We start from the raw sequence: 18,227 nt of genomic DNA on the forward strand, positions 1-18,227 counted from the left end.
ATGGTTGCTACCCAACCCAAAATTTCCCTATCTCTCGATGCTGCGGATACGACAATAATGCACCGCGTCGGAATGACGGGGCTTTACATGACTTTAAAGCGGTTAGAAAAGCAATATCCCTTATCTCGTCAACGGGGAGGACATATATCATGGTTTTTGACTGCTGATACTATTGAATTATTCTGGGAAGGAAGTGATTTCGTCGCCCTATCTTGGTTAATTAATGAGTCTTTTCAATTAGATGATACAGGTTTAATTCATTTAGCAGGATTAGAGAATAATACAATAGATTTAAGTCAGAAAGTCCACATTCATAAGGGAATGTGTGCTGTTTTTCTACGTCATAATCAGTTTTATCAAGCGGGAGAGCTAGTTAACAATGAACTAGAGGTTGAAGAAAAAAAAGTCGAGTATCAATACAAATCCCTAACTTGGTACGCACATCAAACCTTTGCAGAGAAGTTATGGGAGGCAGATACCCAACAACTTAGACATGATTATGTTCAAATAACCAGTTGGTTATATTTAGGGGGAATTGTTCGCCATGCTAGGACGCAGAATACTACAAAACTAGAAGAGAAACCTGAATACGCCTTAGCACTATTATTTGTACCAGTAGTTTGTCATTATTGCTTACTTCATATACCATCAGAAGACTTAAAAGAAAGGAAACCCCATCGCTACTTGGTGGTAATTCCAGAAATAAAGGATTTTGAAGACGCTTCTCAAAGGAGATGGCGATTACAGCAATTAGAAAATAAACAGTTTCATGTTAGTAGTCTTGGGGAAGCAGGATTACTTTATTACAGCTTAGACGATATTCAGCCTGAAGTGGCCTACTATCAAGCTTGTCAAGTTTGGTTATATGAAAAAACAAATAAAGCTTCTCGTCAACGGACATTGATGAGTATAGAAGAAATTAAAATTGATAAGAATATTTTAATCACTTATCAACAAGTGCAAAAATACTTTAAAACTAATTATCAGATAATTAAATATAAGCAAATTTTTATTAAGGTCAATCCGATTCGCTCCCTAATTGCTGATAATTTAGTGAAAGGAATCCATTGGTGGTCTAATTTTTGGGAAAAATTGGTGATAGAGGACTCAAAAGAATATTTATTTAACCAGTTATTTTCCAATCGAGAAGGATTCATCATAATGGCAGAGAATAGTGAAGAAGACAAGCAGTATCTTATTTTTATTAAGGTATTTCAGCAAGCTATGAAGGGCAACTTTGCTAAAATTTATGCCAAAACAGAGGAAGGTAAAGATCCTCCAATTAAGAAGAAAGTTGAACGATTAAGGGCAGAGCTAAACTATTGTTATGATGAATTGTCGTTTAAGGAATATTTGTCTGACTTTTTAGTAAGAGGGGGATTAAATAAGTATTTTAATGAGCATCAGGAAGAGATTGCACTACTAATTAAAAAATCACCTTGGCAAGAAATAAGAATTTGGTCATTGTTAGCGATCGCCAGTTATAAACCCAAAGATAAAGCCACTAATAGGGATGATAGTTCATTGCCAAACAATCAAAAACTAGAAGAAGTGAATGATGACTCAGAAGAAGAATGACAATAATATCCCCAATTATTATCTTTACGGAACAGTCCTCACTCGTTATGGTTTAGCGTCCTTAAATCATGACATTAGACGAGGAAATAAGACTACTCTGCAAAAAGGTTATTGGAATGATGGTAAGATTCATTCTTTTGTAGGTTCAAGTGCAATTCGTTGGGCGTTACGTTTTTATCTTCAAAAGCAAGGTTATTTGGTTAATCGAGTTTGGGATGAAGACGAAAATATTAATCGGTTAACAAGTGAAGATTTCGATCCAGAACAATTTTATGATGATGATATTTTTGGGTTTGCTTTATTAGAGTCTGCTGAAACAGAGGAGGAGGCTTCAACAACGAAAAAAAAGAAACAAACAAAAGTTAGTACTCCTAATCAGCGAATGGGTGCTTTAGGGATGAATATGGCTGTGTCGCTAACGCCTTATGATGGTGCAGTCAAGTTAGGGGCAAAAAGTGGCAGAGAAAAGGATAGCACATCGCTTCACTTTACAGAATATCATGCAACTCGATATCAATATTATTTTGGAATTAATGCCACTCATCTCAAAGATTTTTCGCGGATTTTACCTCTGATAGATGGGATTATGAACCTGCCCAAGGTAGGAGGGAGTAGTAATATTTTTAATTATCCTTTCTGTCCAGATAGTTTGGTATTTCAATGGACAAATCATTTTGCTTCCTATATTTCTTATTGTTTTGAATATTGCGATCCTAAGAGTAAGGAAGCAAAACTTACAAAAGAGTTTATAGATGAAGTGGAATGTGGACAGATTGACCCTAGTCAATTGTGGATTGGGGGAACAATTGTTAAGGAGGTACAGCAATTAGAGAATTTTGATAATTCCCCTTTTAATAAGGCGCATATTTATCGTAATCGAAATGAACTGATTGAAGTTTTGAAAACAGTCATTAAAAGAGATTTGGGCTTAGGAGAATCAAAATGATTGCACCATTAATTCTCTATTTGGATGTTCCATTTGCAACTTTTCGGGAGTCCCATGCAAGGGAAATGGGAAAAACCTATCCTGTTCCTCCTCCAGCGACAGTGTATGGAATGTTGTTGTCTTTGGTAGGGGAAACGAATGTCTATCGCCACTGTGGGGTAGAATTGGCGATCGCGATGTTATCTAGCCCCAAAAAGTCACGAATTTTGCGTCAAATGAGACGGTTTAAGAATGCTGATTTTAGCCATCCAGAGAATGTTATTCCCTGTTATCAAGAAATTTTGTCTCATCTGAAGTGTTTGATTTGGGTTCGTTCTGACGGGGAGAAGATACAACCAAGTTTAAGGGAGAGGATACAGGTAGCGTTTGACCATCCTGAGCTAGTAAGACGGTTTGGTTGTTTATTTTTGGGAGAAAGTGACCAGTTGATTAAAACGATCAAACTTGTCTCGGAAGATTATCTAGAGGGGGTGAGACAGTGGGTAATTAGGGATAATCAAGGCAGGTTAACTTTACCTTATTGGGTTGACCATGTGGGGTCAAGAAATACCCGATTTTTGAGGTATCGGATTGAGGAAATGCCAAGCTCACCACCTCCTGATTTAGCGTGGACGATGATTCAATCTTCAATTTGACAAGTACCCCTGCTGGCGAGGGGAATTGAGGGTAAAAAATGACAGAAAGGATTACAGGGTTAAGGGATATAGCAATTTAGATAAAGAAAAAGGTGCTTGCAAATCCTTGAAAGAGTTAGAGGGATTGAGTTTTAGAGGTTGAAGAAATACAAGAAATTGATAAGTTTTGTCTTTTTGGGATCTCCGGCTGAGGGGTACTTGTAAAATTGTGAGTGAGCCTTCATCACCCAAGGGTTTTAGCCTTTGCTGTGAGTCGTGGCTTTATGCCGTTAGGCGTTGCTCAAGAAGTAAAGGTTGCAGCCAACTGGAAGTGCGAAGAAGTGAGTCGTGGCTTTATGCCGTTAGGCGTTGCTCAAAGGCTAATATTTATCATCTATGGGTTTTTCCTCCAGGTGAGTCGTGGCTTTATGCCGTTAGGCGTTGCTCAATCTTGCAAGATGAAGCGGCTAATGTTATTAGCCACGCGATCGCATGAACAACCTTTGCAAATGGCAGAGTTTGATAAACAAGCTGCCCTAGAAGCACTTTGTCAAGGACAAACTGTGATTCCCTTTTGGTGCGATCGCGTGCATCAACAATTAAGGGACAATCTTAAAAGCTTTAGTAGCTAATTTGACGTTGGATATATAAGTTCGGTGGTCGCAAAATAGCGCAACACAAGTCTCATACTTAACAACTCATAAAAGTGAGTCTATAATTATACTGCGTATGCTCCACCTCAAGCCGACCTTTTATGCCAGAAGAAATTGACAAGAAATCTCTGAGTGAACGTGACATTTGTACGAAATACATTACACCTGCTCTGATTAATCGGGGATGGGACATTAACACTCAGATTCGTGAGGAAGTGACTCTGACAAAAGGTAGGGTAATTGTTAGGGGTAAGCTTGCTAGTCGAGGTGAGCAGAAACGCGCTGATTATGTGCTGTATCACAAACCCGGTGTACCACTGGCTGTAATTGAAGCTAAAGATAATAATCACAGTGTCAGTGCGGGAATGCAACAGGCGATCGCAACTGGTGAATTAATTGATGTACCATTCATCTTTAGCTCCAATGGCGACGCTTTTATGATGTGCGATCGCACAATTACTCAGGGACAGCGAGAACGAGAAATACACCTCGATAAGTTCCCGACACCGCAGGAACTTTGGCAAAAATACTGTGATTGGAAGGAAATTGACTCGGAGATTCAGCCGATTGTTGCTCAAGATTACTATCCCAGTCCTGACAAAAAACAGCCACGCTATTATCAACAGATTGCTATTAACCGGACAATTGAAGCGATCGCAAAAGGAGAAAACCGCATCCTGTTAGTGATGGCGACGGGTACAGGTAAGACTTTTACAGCTTTTCAGATTATCTGGCGGTTGTGGAAGTCGGGGGCGAAAAAGCGTATCCTGTTTTTGGCAGATCGGAATATTTTGGTCGATCAAACTAGAGTCAATGACTTTAAACCCTTTGGCTCAAGAATGACCAAAATTAAGCAGCGACAGATAGATAAATCTTACGAAATTTATCTATGTCTGTATCAGGCAGTAACGGGAAATGAAGAGGCGAAAAACATTTATCGCCAATTCTCGCCAGATTTTTTTGACCTAATTATTATAGATGAGTGCCATCGGGGAAGCGCGGCTGAGGATTCGGCATGGCGAGAGATTTTACAATATTTTAGAAATGCTACGCAGATTGGCTTGACAGCTACCCCAAGGGAAACAGAAGAAGTTTCTAATATCAATTATTTTGGTGAGTCAGTTTTTACCTATTCGCTCAAACAAGGGATTGAAGATGGTTTTTTAGCTCCCTACAAAGTGATTCGCATTGACTTAGATAAAGACTTGAGTGGATGGAAACCGAAGCCAGGACAACGAGATAAATATGGTAAAGAAATTCCTGACCAAGTATTTAATCAGCGAGATTTTGATAGAACTCTGGTTTTAGAGAAGCGCACGGAGTTAGTTGCACGGATTATTTCTGATTATCTCAAATCAAGCGATCGCTTTGCCAAAACGATCATTTTTTGTGAGACTACTGACCACGCAGAACGGATGCGGGTAGCATTGGTGAACGAAAATACTGATTTGGTGGCGGAGAATAGCCGCTACGTTATGCGAATTACTGGAGATGATACTCAAGGAAAGGCAGAACTAGATAATTTCATTGACCCGGAAAGTAAATATCCCACCATTGTTACTACATCTGAATTGCTGACGACGGGTGTTGATGCTAAAACCTGTAAATTGATTGTTTTGGATCAACGTATCCTGTCAATGACTAAATTTAAGCAAATTATTGGTCGCGGGACTCGCATTGATGAAGACTATGGCAAAATGTTCTTCACAATTATGGATTTTAAAAAAGCGACTGAGTTATTTGCTGACCCTGACTTTGATGGCGATCCTGTACAAATTTATCAACCTAAGCCAGTTGATCCAATTGTCCCACCTGATCCTGGAGATGATGAAGTAGTTATAGATGATGGCGAGATTAGCCGCAAGCAAACGCGGGATAGGTATGTAATTGCAGACGAAGAGGTGTCTGTTGCTTTTATCCGAGAGCAATACTACGGCAAAGACGGTAAGCTAATTACGGAATCGGTTAAGGACTATACTCGCAAAACAGTTAGTCAGGAGTATGCCTCGTTAGATGCTTTCTTGAAGAAATGGCACTCTACAGAGCAGAAGCAGGCTATTATCCAAGAGTTACAAGTGTTGGGAGTGCCTTTGGAAGCTTTGGAAAATGAGGTTGGTAAGGATTTTGACCCCTTAGACTTGATTTGTCATGTTGTTTTTGACCAACCGCCACTAACTCGCAAAGAAAGGGCGAACAATGTCCGTAAGCGTAACTACTTTAGCAGGTATGGCGAACAAGCCAGAACGGTTTTAAATGCTTTGTTGGATAAATATGCTGATGAGGGGATTGAAGATATTGAAAGTCTGGATGTGTTAAAGGTTAAACCCATCAGTGATTTAGGCACTCCGCTAGAGATAATTAGTATTTTCGGTGGTAAGCAAGCTTATTTACAAGCTTTGTCCGTTCTCAAGTCAGAACTATATCGAGTATCTTGACATCCTTGAATAGGATATGATCTCTGTTCTAAGTTAATCGCGCCAATCGGCGATCGCAGTCTCATATTATGTCAATCAGCACTACAATTAAGACTATTCAAGATATCATGCGGAAGGATGCGGGCGTTGATGGTGACGCGCAACGCATTAACCAGTTAGTTTGGATGATATTCCTTAAGGTTTTTGATGCCCGTGAAGAAGAATATGAACTGTTAGAAGATAATTATAAATCTCCGATTCCTGAAGGGTTGCGTTGGCGTAACTGGGCAGCAGATGCAGAAGGGATTACTGGAGATGGTTTACTAGATTTTGTAGATAATGCTTTATTTAAAACTCTCAAAGAACTGAGAACTACCGCAACTGATTCGCGTGGGCAGATGATTGGTAAGGTGTTTGAGGATGCCTACAACTATATGAAAAATGGCACTCTCATCCGCCAAGTAATTAATAAGCTCAACGAAGTTGATTTTAATAAAAAAGATCAGAAAAAGCAGTTCAGCGAAATTTACGAGAAGATTCTCAAAGATTTGCAGAGTGCGGGTAATGCCGGAGAATATTATACTCCGCGTGCGGTGACAAAGTTTATTGTAGATAGAATCAAGCCGCAATTAGGCGAAATAGTATTTGACCCTGCTTGCGGTACAGGTGGCTTTTTAACAGCAGCTATTGATTATATTCGCCAACATTTTCAAAGTGCTGATGTTCCAGAAATTCTGCAACGGGCGATTCGCGGGACTGAGAAAAAGCCGTTACCTTATAACCTTTGTGTGACGAATTTGATTTTACATGGTATTGATGTGCCTGAAGCTGAACATGATAACACTTTGGCACGACCATTGCGCGATTACAGTCCTCAAGAACGGGTAGATGTAATTATCACTAATCCGCCTTTTGGTGGGATGGAAGAAGATGGCATTGAGGACAATTTTCCTACTACCTTCCGCACACGAGAAACGGCAGATTTATTTCTGGTGCTGATTGCTCATTTACTTAAAGAAGGGGGTAGAGGGGCAATAGTTTTGCCAGATGGTACGCTGTTTGGGGAAGGTGTAAAGACGCGGATTAAAGAAAAGCTGCTGCAAGATTGCAATCTGCATACAATTGTTCGTTTACCAAATGGCGTATTTAATCCCTACACAGGTATTAAAACTAATCTGCTATTTTTCACCAAAGGCGAACCAACAGAAACGATTTGGTATTATGAACACCCTTATCCAGCAGGGTATAAGTCATACTCGAAAACTAAGCCGATTCGCTTTGAGGAGTTTGCACCAGAGCAAGAATGGTGGGATAACCGCGAGGAAAATGAATTCGCTTGGCAAGTTTCCATTGCAGATTTGAAGGCGAATAACTACAACCTAGATATTAAAAATCCTCACAAAGTTGATGTAGAACACGCTGATTTAGATGAGATGTTAGCGGAGCATCAAAAACTCATGGCAGAGTTGGGTCAGGTGCGGAGTAAGTTGAAGTTTGAATTAATAGAAGCGTTGGAACGAAATGAAGCTTGAAAGTTTTTTTGATAATTTTCAATTGTTAACTGATGCGCCAAATGCAGTTGCCAATTTACGAAAAATAATTTTGCAATTGGCTGTAAAGGGAAAGCTAGTTTGTCAAAATCCAAGTGACGAAAGTAGCCAAAAATTATTACAAAGAGTAAAAACGCATAAACAACAATTAGTTTTAAATAAAATAATTGTTAGGGATACTGAATTACCATCAATTAATCAAAATGAAATTCTGTTTGAACTTCCTCAAGGATGGCAGTGGGAAAGGCTTGGTAATCTTGCAAGATTTATAGATTACCGAGGAAAAACACCACCAAAAACAGAGAGTGGAATTAGGTTAATTACTGCTAAAAATGTACGAATGGGATTCCTACAAGATGAGCCAAAAGAGTACATATCAAAAGATACTTATCTTGAATGGATGACACGAGGTTTTCCAAAATATGGAGATATACTTTTTACAACTGAAGCTCCTCTTGGGAATGTTGCACAACTACTAACTGAAGAAAAGGTTGCTTTAGCCCAGAGAATTATTGACCTTCAGCCTTTTTCAGATTTATTCGGGCGATATTTGCTAACAGCATTCATGAGTCCTTTCCTACAAAATATTCTCAATGAGAAAGCGACGGGAATGACTGCTCAAGGTATAAAGTCAGCAAAATTGAAGGTGATTTTGATGCCAGTTCCACCACTGGCAGAACAAAAACGCATTGTAGAGAAGTGCGATCGCCTGCTTTCTATCTGCGACGAAATCGAAAAACGTCAGCAGCAAAGGCAAGAAAGCATTTTGAGGATGAATGAGAGTGCGATCGCTCAACTCCTCTCCTCTCAAAATCCCGAAGAATTTCGCCAACACTGGCAGCGCATTTGCAATAATTTTGACCTACTCTACAGCGTTCCTGAAACGATTCCTAAACTGCGTCAGGTGATTTTGCAATTAGCAGTGCAAGGTAAACTTGTGCGTCAAGATCCAAATGATGAGCCAGCACGAGAATTACTTAATAAAATCAAGAGCGATCAAAGCAAATCATTTCCTCCGATTAGCTCTGAAGAAATTCCATTTGATTTGCCTAATGGATGGATTTTTGCAAGACTTGGCAATCTTATAGAACCTTCTAGAGATATTACTTACGGAATTATCAAACTAGGTTTAGAGCCAACAGAAAACGGAGTAAAGACTTTAAGATGTAGCGATATTCTTTATCGAAGGATCAATAATTCAAATATAAGGAGCGTAGCTAGAGATTTATCAGAGCAATACAGTAGGACTATTATACAAGGTGGCGAACTTTTAATGAATATTCGAGGAACGTTGGGGGGATGCGCTATAGCCACAGAGGAATACAAAGGATGCAATATTGCTAGAGAAGTTGCAATGATTCCTATTAGCCGTCATATTTCCAGCTTATATATACTTGATGTCATTTCATCCCCCTTTATTCAGATAAAGACTATGCAGAATTTAAGAGGAATTGCATACAAGGGGTTAAACCTTAATCTTCTCAGAATGTTTGTAATTCCTCTCCCACCCCTCACTGAACAAAAACGCATTGTAGAGAAGTGCGATCGCCTGATGTCCCTCTGCGATACCCTAGAAGCCAAATTGAAACAAGGGCGAGACAGCAGCGAGAAGCTGATGGAAGTTGCAGCAGAGCATGTGCTAACAGCTTAATAGCAAGTTTTACCGAGAGTTAGAGTATATTTGTACTTTGTATCTAAAATTATGAGATTTAGGATCACCCCGTGTCCTTTGTTGCTAACACTTCACTGACAATCACGCTCAAAGTCCCAACCCTCAACGATGACAAAGCAGATTTCATTCGGATGTTTGGACTTTGGCAGCAAATCAGAGGAATCGATATACCAAAAGTTATCTTTGATTTTTCAGGTTGTCGCTTTCTTCGCCCAAATGCTGTCGCTTTTTTAGGTGGTTTAGCTCGCCTCATTCAATCTCATGGTGGTCAAGCTACCTTTGCGTGGGATACACTTCAAGACGATATTAAAGGTAATCTCACTCAAAACGGCTTTCTATATGCCTTTGGAGAAAATCAGCAAGGGTGGAAAGGAAATTCCGTTGCTTACAGGGAAGATCCTAATGATGACCTTGAAAGCATTCTGAGTTACCTTGATGAGCAATGGCTTGGGCGTGGTTGGGTAAACATTAACCAAAATCTCAAGGATGAAATTATCCAGAACGCTCTTGAAATCTATAGCAATGCTTTTGAACACGGGCTATCGGATATCGGTGTATTCACTTGTGGACAGCGTTATCCTAACTTAAATAAACTAAAGCTGACTGTGATTGACTTTGGCGTTGGCATTCCAGCTAATGTTCGCCACTTCCTTCAAGACAGTCAGAAATTAGCTGAAGAAACTCTAAGTTGGGCGTTTAAACCTGGTAAGACAACCCGACCCAGTAGAATATGCGGAGGTACTGGGCTTGATTCATTAAAAAAATTTGTAAAGAGTAAACAGGGTAAAATAGAGGTCTACAGCCATGACGCTTACGGTTTAATTGACGAAACTCAAGAGATTTACCAAAGCGCACCCACCTTCTTTGAGGGAACTTTAATAAATATCACTATTAAATGCGACGTAAATCACCATAACTTTACAGAAAATGAAGTATTATTTTAGTACAAAGGTTCTAATAGAGGTTTTAGAGCCATGAAATACAAAGTCTATGAGCTAATTGGCGAAAACTGCATGAGCCAGCAGTCCGGGCAAAAAATCTATGATTTAATTTATCCTCAACTGCAAGCAGGAAAGTTAGTAGAGCTAGACTTTGCTGACGTAAGAAGGTTTTTGTCTGTGTTTTTCAACATTGCAATTGGTCAGTTATTGCGCGATATCAAAGCTGAAGACCTAGATCGGCTTCTAGTTGTATCTAACCTCAGTCCTCTTGGTCAACAGACCTACGATAATGTGATTGAAAATGCTTTGCGTTATTACTCAGATGAGCAATATCGTGAAGCCGTAGATGAGATGGTTCTTGAACAATCTGCCTGTTAGTCATGTCAGTTAACTACACCGTAAAGGCAGATGTCATTGACATCACGACTGATTCCCCCCAAAAGGGGGATATTTTTTTGGTTGATACGAATGTCTGGTACTGGCTGACGTATCCTCCAGCAAGTTTGTCTTTAACTACGTATCAAAGCACCTATTCAAACTACATTACAGATACTTTTACAGCAGGTGCTACCCTTTGCTGCTCTGGTTTATCGCTGGCTGAATTAGCCCATATTATTGAAAGAGAAGAAAAAAAGCTATCATCCTACAGTTCTAGCAGAATTAACAATAAAGAATACCGCCATAACTACCCTTCAGAACGTGCTAGGGTTGTTTCCTTAGTAAAAGCAGCATGGAATCAAGTCAAGAACACCTTTGCTCTTCAAATTAGTGTCAAACTCGATGAAGACACTGTAGATAATGCTTTAACTCAGTTCACTACTCAGTGTTTGGATGGTTATGACCTGTTTATTCTTGAATCCATGAAACAAGAATCAATAAACAAGATTATTACTGATGATGGCGATTATGTGACAGTGCCAGGAATCCAGGTATTTACAGCTAATCCAGGAGCGATCGCCGCAGCTAGAAATCAAGGCAAACTTATAACTAGATAAGCATTGTCCTAAAAAATCGCCAGCAATTACACAGTTGTTACTCGCCTCTTCAAATCCGACTGGGTACGGTGTAGTACGATGTGCGATCACTTCGTTAACAAATTACGATTTTGGTGGAATTTTCCCGTCATTCTGAGCTTGTTTAATCGCTCGTTTCAAAATTAACACCGCCATTTGAGACAAAGAACGCTCCTCTGCATCAGCCAATTGTTGCAGGGCTTCTTTATCTTCTTCTTCCATGTAAATAGTTACTGTTACTTTTCCCATATCACTATCATAAGCGAATTAGTGTGTTTTTGTATTTATCACATAAAAATACACTAATTAACACAAAAACGCTTTATTTTAGCGTATAATTACAGATAAGTCAAAAGCCAGCCATCAACTTTCTCACGGCGGATGCTGGCTTTTGGCCCCCCTATCACAGGAGACATATACAATGTTAAAGCCTGTTAGCCACAAAACAGAAGAACACAGAGCTTATCAACAAGCTTTAGATGATTTCGGCATCACAGAATTACTAGCAAAGCTCAACAACTACTCTGACGCAGACTTTGATAGCACTTGGATGCAACTCCAGCCGCAAGAAATAGAAAGTCTAGCTGCGATTCTGATTTCACAGTTAACTCACAGCATCAATGGTAAATTGATTGCCGCTTATCTCAATCTCATCCGCCACAATCACCAAGATATAGCCCCAGGCTTGATTAGCCTCAAATACCCAGACGCATCTATTCAGTTTCCCGCTAACTTTCCCGACGTAGCAAAGACACCCAGATTTTTATATGGCGATCGCTTGCGTTGGCTCTCTAATGAAAGCGATACTGACTGGGGTATTGTCATTGGTCGATTTTATAGCTTTGCAAGCGATCGCTGCTGCTGGAGTTGGTGCTACCTGATTTGGTTGAGCAAAGATAGCCCCAGTGTAGCTTGGACTTCTGCCGATATTGCTTGGGAAGAAGATTTAGAACCAATCAGCGAGGAGACAAACTTATGAATCCTCATCCACTCAAGCAGCGAGAACAAGATTTGATGCAATTCTACAGTTATTGTCAATTGGGAATGACTCCCAAGCAGTTTTACACCAAGTGGCAGGTGAACCACGAAGAAATTGCTCAGATTTGCGATCGTTCCCTTTCCACCGTTCGACGCTGGTTTGCTAGAGGTAAAAACTACCGCCGCCCCATGCCAGCCGATTTACGCCACCTTGCACTGATGAACTTTTTGCTGGAACATTTTGAGGATATCCCCGAAGAAGTGTTGCAGAAGCTTTGTTTTCCAGACAAGAGTGAGTAGGAATTGAATCTAATTTCAATATCAATTTGATATTTCTTGCCAGCCACCGTCACAGTAGGCTGGCTTTTGTCTTGGAAATTACAGATTTTACCAGGAGAATTCAATGACTTACCTTGAAAAGCTCAGTCCTTGGTGTATAGTTCGACTTAAACCTAATATGCAAAACCAGATTGTAGCTCGTTTTCGTCGCCGCAGTGATGCAGAAGCTCATCTACAAGTTTTATGTCGACTCATCCCTAGCGTAAGTTTTACACTAATTTTCAATGTGGTGTTAGAGTAACAAGACTTGAATACTGTAAAGTGAGTAGCGATGCCTGCGGCGGGCTATGCCAACGCATCTTCCTGTTACCTGAAATTCTCACGCAGACGGAAACTTGCTCCGCCATATCCTTAATCGCCGACATCACAATTGCAATCACAAAATCAATAAATGCGATCGCTGAAATCACAGTTGCGAACACAAAAATAACAAATGCAGTCGCCGAAATAGCAATTGCGATTGCCAAATCAATAAATGCTTACGCCAAAATAACAAACGCGTAGGCGTAGCCCGCCGCAGGCATCACCAAATCTATAAATGCGTTGGCGTAGCCTAACCCAGGCATCGCATCCATCCTCTTTTTACCTGAAACTGGTAGTGGGTGATCGCAAAATCACTATATTGTCTGTTCACAAGTAAAAAACGCTTATCCACGAGGTTCTTTCATTGGCGACATACATCACTTGTGATGAAAATCTATCCGTTTGTGGAATCTAGGGCGCTGGTGTTGAATTTCTTTGATAATAAAATATGTGCGACTCTCACGCCCTTATCCATGAACGAACAGCGTCAACAAGCCTATTTCAACCTTATTCAAAACCTGTTGAATTGCCGTAGTGACGATGAAGTACAAGAAATTTTGGCTGCAAACCAAGATTTAATTGATGCTGGCTTAGTAGAAAAGATGCTGGAAATGGCAAGTAATCTACTAAGGCAGGGCGAATTAGACCAAGCTAATCGTTTAATGAATATAGCAGGACAGCAACTTGGGGTTTCTAGTAAATTATCATCGACTGCCACAGAACAAGAATACTTAGATTTCTTAAAGCAAGTGCTGAAAGTAATAGCAGATAGTAGAGGTAACGCACAGGTAGTTTACTCCTTGCTGGCAAAGAATACAGACAAACTCGACGGAGTGTTAGCAGAAATATTGCGCCGTTGGGGGACAAATAGGCTTGGGGAAGTGACAGCAGATGAAGCGGAAGATTTAGCAGCAGTTATTTTTGTATTGAGCAATCTAATAGCGCAATTCCCTTTGGGTGGCAAAGCCAGCAATATGGAAATTGCCATTACTGGCTATGAAGTCGCGTTAATACTCTACACCAGAGAAGCTTTGCCTCAAAATTGGGCAGCAACGCAAAATAATCTCGCCCTTGCCTACAGCAACAGAATCAAAGGAGACAGAGCAGATAACATCGAAAATGCCATCACTGCTTATACTGCTGCTTTAACTGTCTACACCAGAGAAGCTTTGCCTCAAAATTGGGCAGCAACGCAAAATAATCTCGCCCTTGCCTACAGCAATAGAATCAAAGGAGACAGAGCAGATAACATCGAAAATGCCATTACTGCTTATACTGCTGCTTTAACTGTCAGAACCAGAGAAGCTTTGCCTCAAAATTGGGCAGCAACGCAAAATAATCTCGCCCTTGCCTACAGGGAGAGAATAAAAGGAGACAGGGCAGATAACATCGAAAATGCGATCGCGGCTTTAACTGCTGCTTTAACTGTCAGAACTCCTGAAGCTTTGCCTATTGATTGGGCAATGACGCAAAATAATCTCGCCCTTGCCTACAGTGATAGAATCAAAGGAGACAGAGCAGATAACATCGAAAATGCCATTACTGCTTCTACTGCTGCTTTAAGTGTCTATACCAGAGAAGCTTTGCCTCAAAATTGGGCAGCAACGCAAAATAATCTCGGACTTGCCTACAGCAATAGAATCAAAGGAGACAGGGCAGATAACATCGAAAATGCGATCGCGGCTTTAAATGCTGCTTTAACTGTCTATACCAGAGAAGCTTTGCCTCAAAATTGGGCAGCAACGCAAAATAATCTCGGACTTGCCTACAGCGATAGAATCAAAGGAGACAAGGCAGATAACATCGAAAATGCGATCGCGGCTTATAGTTCTGCTTTAACTGTCAGAACTCCTGAAGCTTTGCCTATTGATTGGGCAGCAACGCAAAATAATCTCGCAAATGCCTACTATTCTAGAATAAAAGGAGACAGGGTAGATAACATCGAAAATGCGATCGCGGCTTATAGTTCTGCTTTAACTGTCAGAACTCCTGAAGCTTTGCCTATTGATTGGGCAGCAACGCAAAATAATCTCGCAAATGCCTACAGCGATAGAATCAAAGGAGACAAGGCAGATAACATCGAAAATGCGATCGCGGCTTTAACTGCTGCTTTAACTGTCTACACCAGAGAAGCTTTGCCTATTGATTGGGCAGCAACGCAAAATAATCTCGCAAATGCCTACAGGAATAGAATAAAAGGAGACAGGGCAGATAACATCGAAAATGCGATCGCGGCTTTAACTGCTGCTTTAACTGTCTACACCAGAGAAGCTTTGCCTATTGATTGGGCAGCAACGCAAAATAATCTCGCAAATGCCTACAGCGATAGAATCAAAGGAGACAAGGCAGATAACATCGAAAATGCGATCGCGGCTTTAACTGCTGCTTTAACTGTCTACACCAGAGAAGCTTTGCCTATTGATTGGGCAGCAACGCAAAATAATCTCGCAAATGCCTACAGGAATAAAATAAAAGGAGACAGGGCAGATAACATCGAAAATGCGATCGCGGCTTTAACTGCTGCTTTAACTGTCAGAACTCCTGAAGCTTTGCCTATTGATTGGGCAGCAACGCAAAATAATCTCGCAAATGCCTACAGGGATAGAATAAAAGGAGACAGGGCAGATAACATCGAAAATGCGATCGCGGCTATAACTGCTGCTTTAACTGTCTATACCAGAGAAGCTTTGCCTATTGAATGGGCAATGATGCAAAATAATCTCGGACTTGCCTACAGCTATAGAATAAAAAGAGACAGCGCAGATAACATCGAAAATGCGATTGCTGCTTTTACTGCTGCTTTAACTGTCAGAACTCCTGAAGCTTTGCCTATTGATTGGGCAGAGACTTTATTCAACCTGGGAATTGTTTACCAAAACGCAAACCAGTTTGCCTTAGCGTACAATACTTTTGAGCCTATCATTGCCACTATAGAATCTTTACGGGAAGAAATAGTATCTGGTGAAGAAAGCAAGCGCAAACAAGCGGAACACTTTAACCAAGTTTATAGCCGTATGGTAGAAGTTTGCTGCCAATTAAATAAAATTACCGAAGCGATTGAATATGTTGAGCGTAGTAAAACTCGCAATTTAGTTGAACAAATCCTCGAACGCGACTCTAAAACCATCTTTCCTCCAGAAGTATTCACTCAATTAGAAAAATACAGGGATGAAATAGCCGTAGGACAATATCAAATCCAAAATGGCAAAGCTGAAAATCCCAAAGTCCTTGCACAACATCTCCAACAGTTGCGAAACCAGCGTAATGAATTGCAAAACCGCTACTTATCTGTCGGTTCTGGTTTCAAATTTGACTCCTTTCAAGGTTCTTTGGATGAGCATACAGCCATTATCGAGTGGTATATTCTCAACGATAAAATTCTGGCGCTTATTGTTACAAAAAAAGGAGAGGTAACAGTTTACCAATCCCAACCAGAAGACCAAAAAGCTTTGTATGATTGGGTAAATCAATATTTGCAGAATTACTATGATCAAAAAGACCAATGGCAGAATAACTTAGGGAAAGCACTCAAAGAATTAGCTTCGATTCTGCATATTGATGAAATACTAACCCAGATACCAAAGCACTGCGATCAACTCATCCTAATTCCCCATCTATTCCTGCACTTATTCCCCCTTCATGCAATTCCAGTAAATCAAAATTATGAAAATTCGTCTTATCTTCTAGATTTATTTGCTGGTGGTGTGAGCTATGCACCCAGTTGTCAACTACTGCAACAGGTACAACAGCGCAAACGTCCTGATTTTCAATCTCTGTTTGCGATTCAAAACCCTACAGAAGACCTGAATTACACCGATTTAGAAGTACAAGTTATTCAAAGCTACTTTAATACTTCCAACGTTTTGAAAAAAACAGCAGCCACACTCACAGCAATTAATGATTCTGACTTAAATACTTACCACTGCACCCACTTTAGCTGTCACGGGTATTTTAACTTCACAAATCCCGGTAAATCAGCCCTAATTTTGGCGAATGCACCGATCACAGACACACCAACAAAACCCAACTCCGAACGTTACCTAAATTTGCGAGTAGGGGAAACCCACGATTTAGAAAAATACCTGACTTTAGATAAAATCTTCGCTCTCAACTTAGAACAATGTCGTCTCGTCACCCTTTCCGCGTGCGAAACTGGATTAATTGATGCTCAAAATACCAGCGATGAATATATTGGTTTACCTAGCGGTTTTCTGTTAGCAGGTAGTCCCAGTGTTGTTAGTTCCCTATGGAAAGTAGATGACCCTTTCCACCAGCTTTTTAATGATTAAATTCTACGAAAACTTATTCAAACTCGGTCGATTGGAAGCAGGAGATATTGCTATAGCCCTTAAGCAAGCTCAAAACTGGCTGCGAAATCTGACTATTGAGGGATTAGACATATTTGTGGAGGAACACAAAACCCAGATTGAAAAAGTCCTTGCTCAACTAAGAGTAGGACAACGCATCATATTTCAAGAATCTTTGAAACTAATCAAGCAACGTCAACCCCTACCTTTTGCAAATCCCTACTACTGGGCTGGATTTACAGCTTCTGGACTTTAAGCACCAGATTCGGGGACTTTACAAAACTTTTTCGCACCCAGTTTAAACACGCAAATACTGAGTGCAGTTGCTATACCAGGAGGAATGGAAATACCAATAGCGATCGCTTCTATCGCTGGAGCAAGCAATCCAGATTCCAAGGCTTCTCTAACTTCTTCCTGACAGACAAATTGGCGAGATTTTTCCAACCAATCATTTAATCCTCTATCTGCTTCCTGTGCAGTTTCCCGCATAACCAGCAGTGGAACGGCATCGTCTAAATAACCTTCACACTCTTCGATAGTATCCAAAGCTACTAAAGCCTGGGGATTATCTGCCAATTCACGGCGAAACTGACTAATTTCCTCTGGTGTAACAGTAATCATCTAGTTTTAACCAGTAAATAAATACACAAAAATCTTGAGTAATTATACATCTAACGCCGAATCCAGAGATGTGGTGCTGACACGATATCAATAGTAGAAGTAATTTTGGAGTGCGATGTCTACGACGGGCTACGCCTACGCCCATTTTCAACAACCAGAAAAATTCACCTAGATACTTGGTTAATTAACACATTTTTCTGGTGCAGTCACTAGCCTTTCTGTTGCTTTGCCATTTCCGCGAACAGAGTCCTACATCTATGACAGCACTCATCCTCCCACAGCGCAGGTATTTTGAAAG

Annotated in this window: 18 protein-coding genes; 16 read left to right on the top strand and 2 right to left on the bottom strand. The window is 40.4% G+C overall.

Going from position 1 to position 18,227, the window contains the following annotated elements; all coding sequences use genetic code 11:
- The 10 genes from cas8a1 (at position 1) to NSTCB13_RS23375 (ending at position 11,363) form a co-directional block, all read left to right on the top strand.
- Positions 1-1,578: a type I-MYXAN CRISPR-associated Cas8a1/Cmx1 gene (cas8a1, locus tag NSTCB13_RS23330; RefSeq protein WP_448273960.1), complete on the top strand. Its 1,578-nt coding sequence runs from the start codon at positions 1-3 to the stop codon at positions 1,576-1,578.
- Positions 1,556-2,524: a CRISPR-associated protein gene (locus NSTCB13_RS23335; protein ID WP_448273961.1), complete on the top strand. Its 969-nt coding sequence runs from the start codon at positions 1,556-1,558 to the stop codon at positions 2,522-2,524. Before cas8a1 ends, NSTCB13_RS23335 begins: the two co-directional genes overlap by 23 nt.
- The gene (cas5, locus tag NSTCB13_RS23340) at positions 2,521-3,159 is read left to right on the top strand and encodes a type I-MYXAN CRISPR-associated protein Cas5/Cmx5/DevS (protein ID WP_448273962.1); all 639 of its coding nucleotides are present in this window, start codon (positions 2,521-2,523) and stop codon (positions 3,157-3,159) included. Before NSTCB13_RS23335 ends, cas5 begins: the two co-directional genes overlap by 4 nt.
- Before the next feature lie 212 nt (positions 3,160-3,371).
- Positions 3,372-3,770, top strand: a complete 399-nt coding sequence (locus NSTCB13_RS23345; RefSeq protein ID WP_448273963.1) for a hypothetical protein — start codon at positions 3,372-3,374, stop codon at positions 3,768-3,770.
- Between the two features lie 122 nt (positions 3,771-3,892).
- Positions 3,893-6,226, top strand: coding sequence for an EcoAI/FtnUII family type I restriction enzme subunit R (gene hsdR / locus NSTCB13_RS23350; protein WP_448273964.1), 2,334 nt, complete (start codon positions 3,893-3,895; stop codon positions 6,224-6,226).
- 68 nt (positions 6,227-6,294) lie between these two features.
- Positions 6,295-7,737 (top strand): N-6 DNA methylase, encoded by a 1,443-nt coding sequence (locus tag NSTCB13_RS23355; protein ID WP_448273965.1) that lies wholly within the window; start codon positions 6,295-6,297, stop codon positions 7,735-7,737.
- A complete protein-coding gene (locus tag NSTCB13_RS23360) occupies positions 7,727-9,406 on the top strand; it encodes a restriction endonuclease subunit S (RefSeq protein WP_448273966.1) in 1,680 nt (559 codons plus the stop codon). The genes NSTCB13_RS23355 and NSTCB13_RS23360 overlap by 11 nt, the downstream gene beginning before the upstream one ends.
- A 71-nt stretch (positions 9,407-9,477) precedes the next feature.
- Positions 9,478-10,371: an ATP-binding protein gene (locus NSTCB13_RS23365; protein ID WP_448273967.1), complete on the top strand. Its 894-nt coding sequence runs from the start codon at positions 9,478-9,480 to the stop codon at positions 10,369-10,371.
- Positions 10,372-10,401: 30 nt separating this feature from the next.
- Complete coding sequence (locus NSTCB13_RS23370; RefSeq protein WP_448273968.1) at positions 10,402-10,746, top strand: STAS-like domain-containing protein; 345 nt, start codon at positions 10,402-10,404, stop codon at positions 10,744-10,746.
- Between the two features lie 2 nt (positions 10,747-10,748).
- Complete coding sequence (locus NSTCB13_RS23375; protein ID WP_448273969.1) at positions 10,749-11,363, top strand: PIN domain-containing protein; 615 nt, start codon at positions 10,749-10,751, stop codon at positions 11,361-11,363.
- Between the two features lie 102 nt (positions 11,364-11,465).
- Here NSTCB13_RS23375 and NSTCB13_RS23380 read toward each other — a convergent pair whose 3' ends face one another.
- Complete coding sequence (locus tag NSTCB13_RS23380; RefSeq protein WP_448273970.1) at positions 11,466-11,630, bottom strand: ribbon-helix-helix domain-containing protein; 165 nt, start codon at positions 11,628-11,630, stop codon at positions 11,466-11,468.
- Between the two features lie 172 nt (positions 11,631-11,802).
- Between NSTCB13_RS23380 and NSTCB13_RS23385 the strand changes: the two genes are divergently transcribed.
- The 6 genes from NSTCB13_RS23385 (at position 11,803) to NSTCB13_RS23410 (ending at position 17,564) form a co-directional block, all read left to right on the top strand.
- Positions 11,803-12,360 carry a hypothetical protein gene (locus NSTCB13_RS23385; protein WP_448273971.1) on the top strand — a complete coding sequence of 186 codons (558 nt, stop codon included), beginning with the start codon at positions 11,803-11,805 and terminating at the stop codon, positions 12,358-12,360.
- Complete coding sequence (locus tag NSTCB13_RS23390) at positions 12,357-12,659, top strand: helix-turn-helix domain-containing protein (protein ID WP_448273972.1); 303 nt, start codon at positions 12,357-12,359, stop codon at positions 12,657-12,659. The genes NSTCB13_RS23385 and NSTCB13_RS23390 overlap by 4 nt, the downstream gene beginning before the upstream one ends.
- A gap of 103 nt (positions 12,660-12,762) precedes the next feature.
- A complete protein-coding gene (locus NSTCB13_RS23395; protein WP_448273973.1) occupies positions 12,763-12,939 on the top strand; it encodes a hypothetical protein in 177 nt (58 codons plus the stop codon).
- Positions 12,940-12,959: 20 nt separating this feature from the next.
- Positions 12,960-13,202 (top strand): hypothetical protein, encoded by a 243-nt coding sequence (locus tag NSTCB13_RS23400; protein ID WP_448273974.1) that lies wholly within the window; start codon positions 12,960-12,962, stop codon positions 13,200-13,202.
- 185 nt (positions 13,203-13,387) lie between these two features.
- Positions 13,388-17,290 carry a CHAT domain-containing protein gene (locus NSTCB13_RS23405; RefSeq protein ID WP_448273975.1) on the top strand — a complete coding sequence of 1,301 codons (3,903 nt, stop codon included), beginning with the start codon at positions 13,388-13,390 and terminating at the stop codon, positions 17,288-17,290.
- Positions 17,283-17,564, top strand: a complete 282-nt coding sequence (locus NSTCB13_RS23410) for a CHAT domain-containing protein (RefSeq protein ID WP_448273976.1) — start codon at positions 17,283-17,285, stop codon at positions 17,562-17,564. Before NSTCB13_RS23405 ends, NSTCB13_RS23410 begins: the two co-directional genes overlap by 8 nt.
- On the opposite strand, the gene NSTCB13_RS23415 is transcribed toward NSTCB13_RS23410, so the two are convergent.
- Complete coding sequence (locus NSTCB13_RS23415; RefSeq protein ID WP_448273977.1) at positions 17,561-17,929, bottom strand: hypothetical protein; 369 nt, start codon at positions 17,927-17,929, stop codon at positions 17,561-17,563. The two genes, NSTCB13_RS23410 and NSTCB13_RS23415, sit on opposite strands and share 4 nt — an antisense overlap.
- Between the last annotated feature and the right edge of the window lie 298 nt (positions 17,930-18,227).

This window comes from Nostoc sp. DSM 114160 (assembly GCF_053470305.1).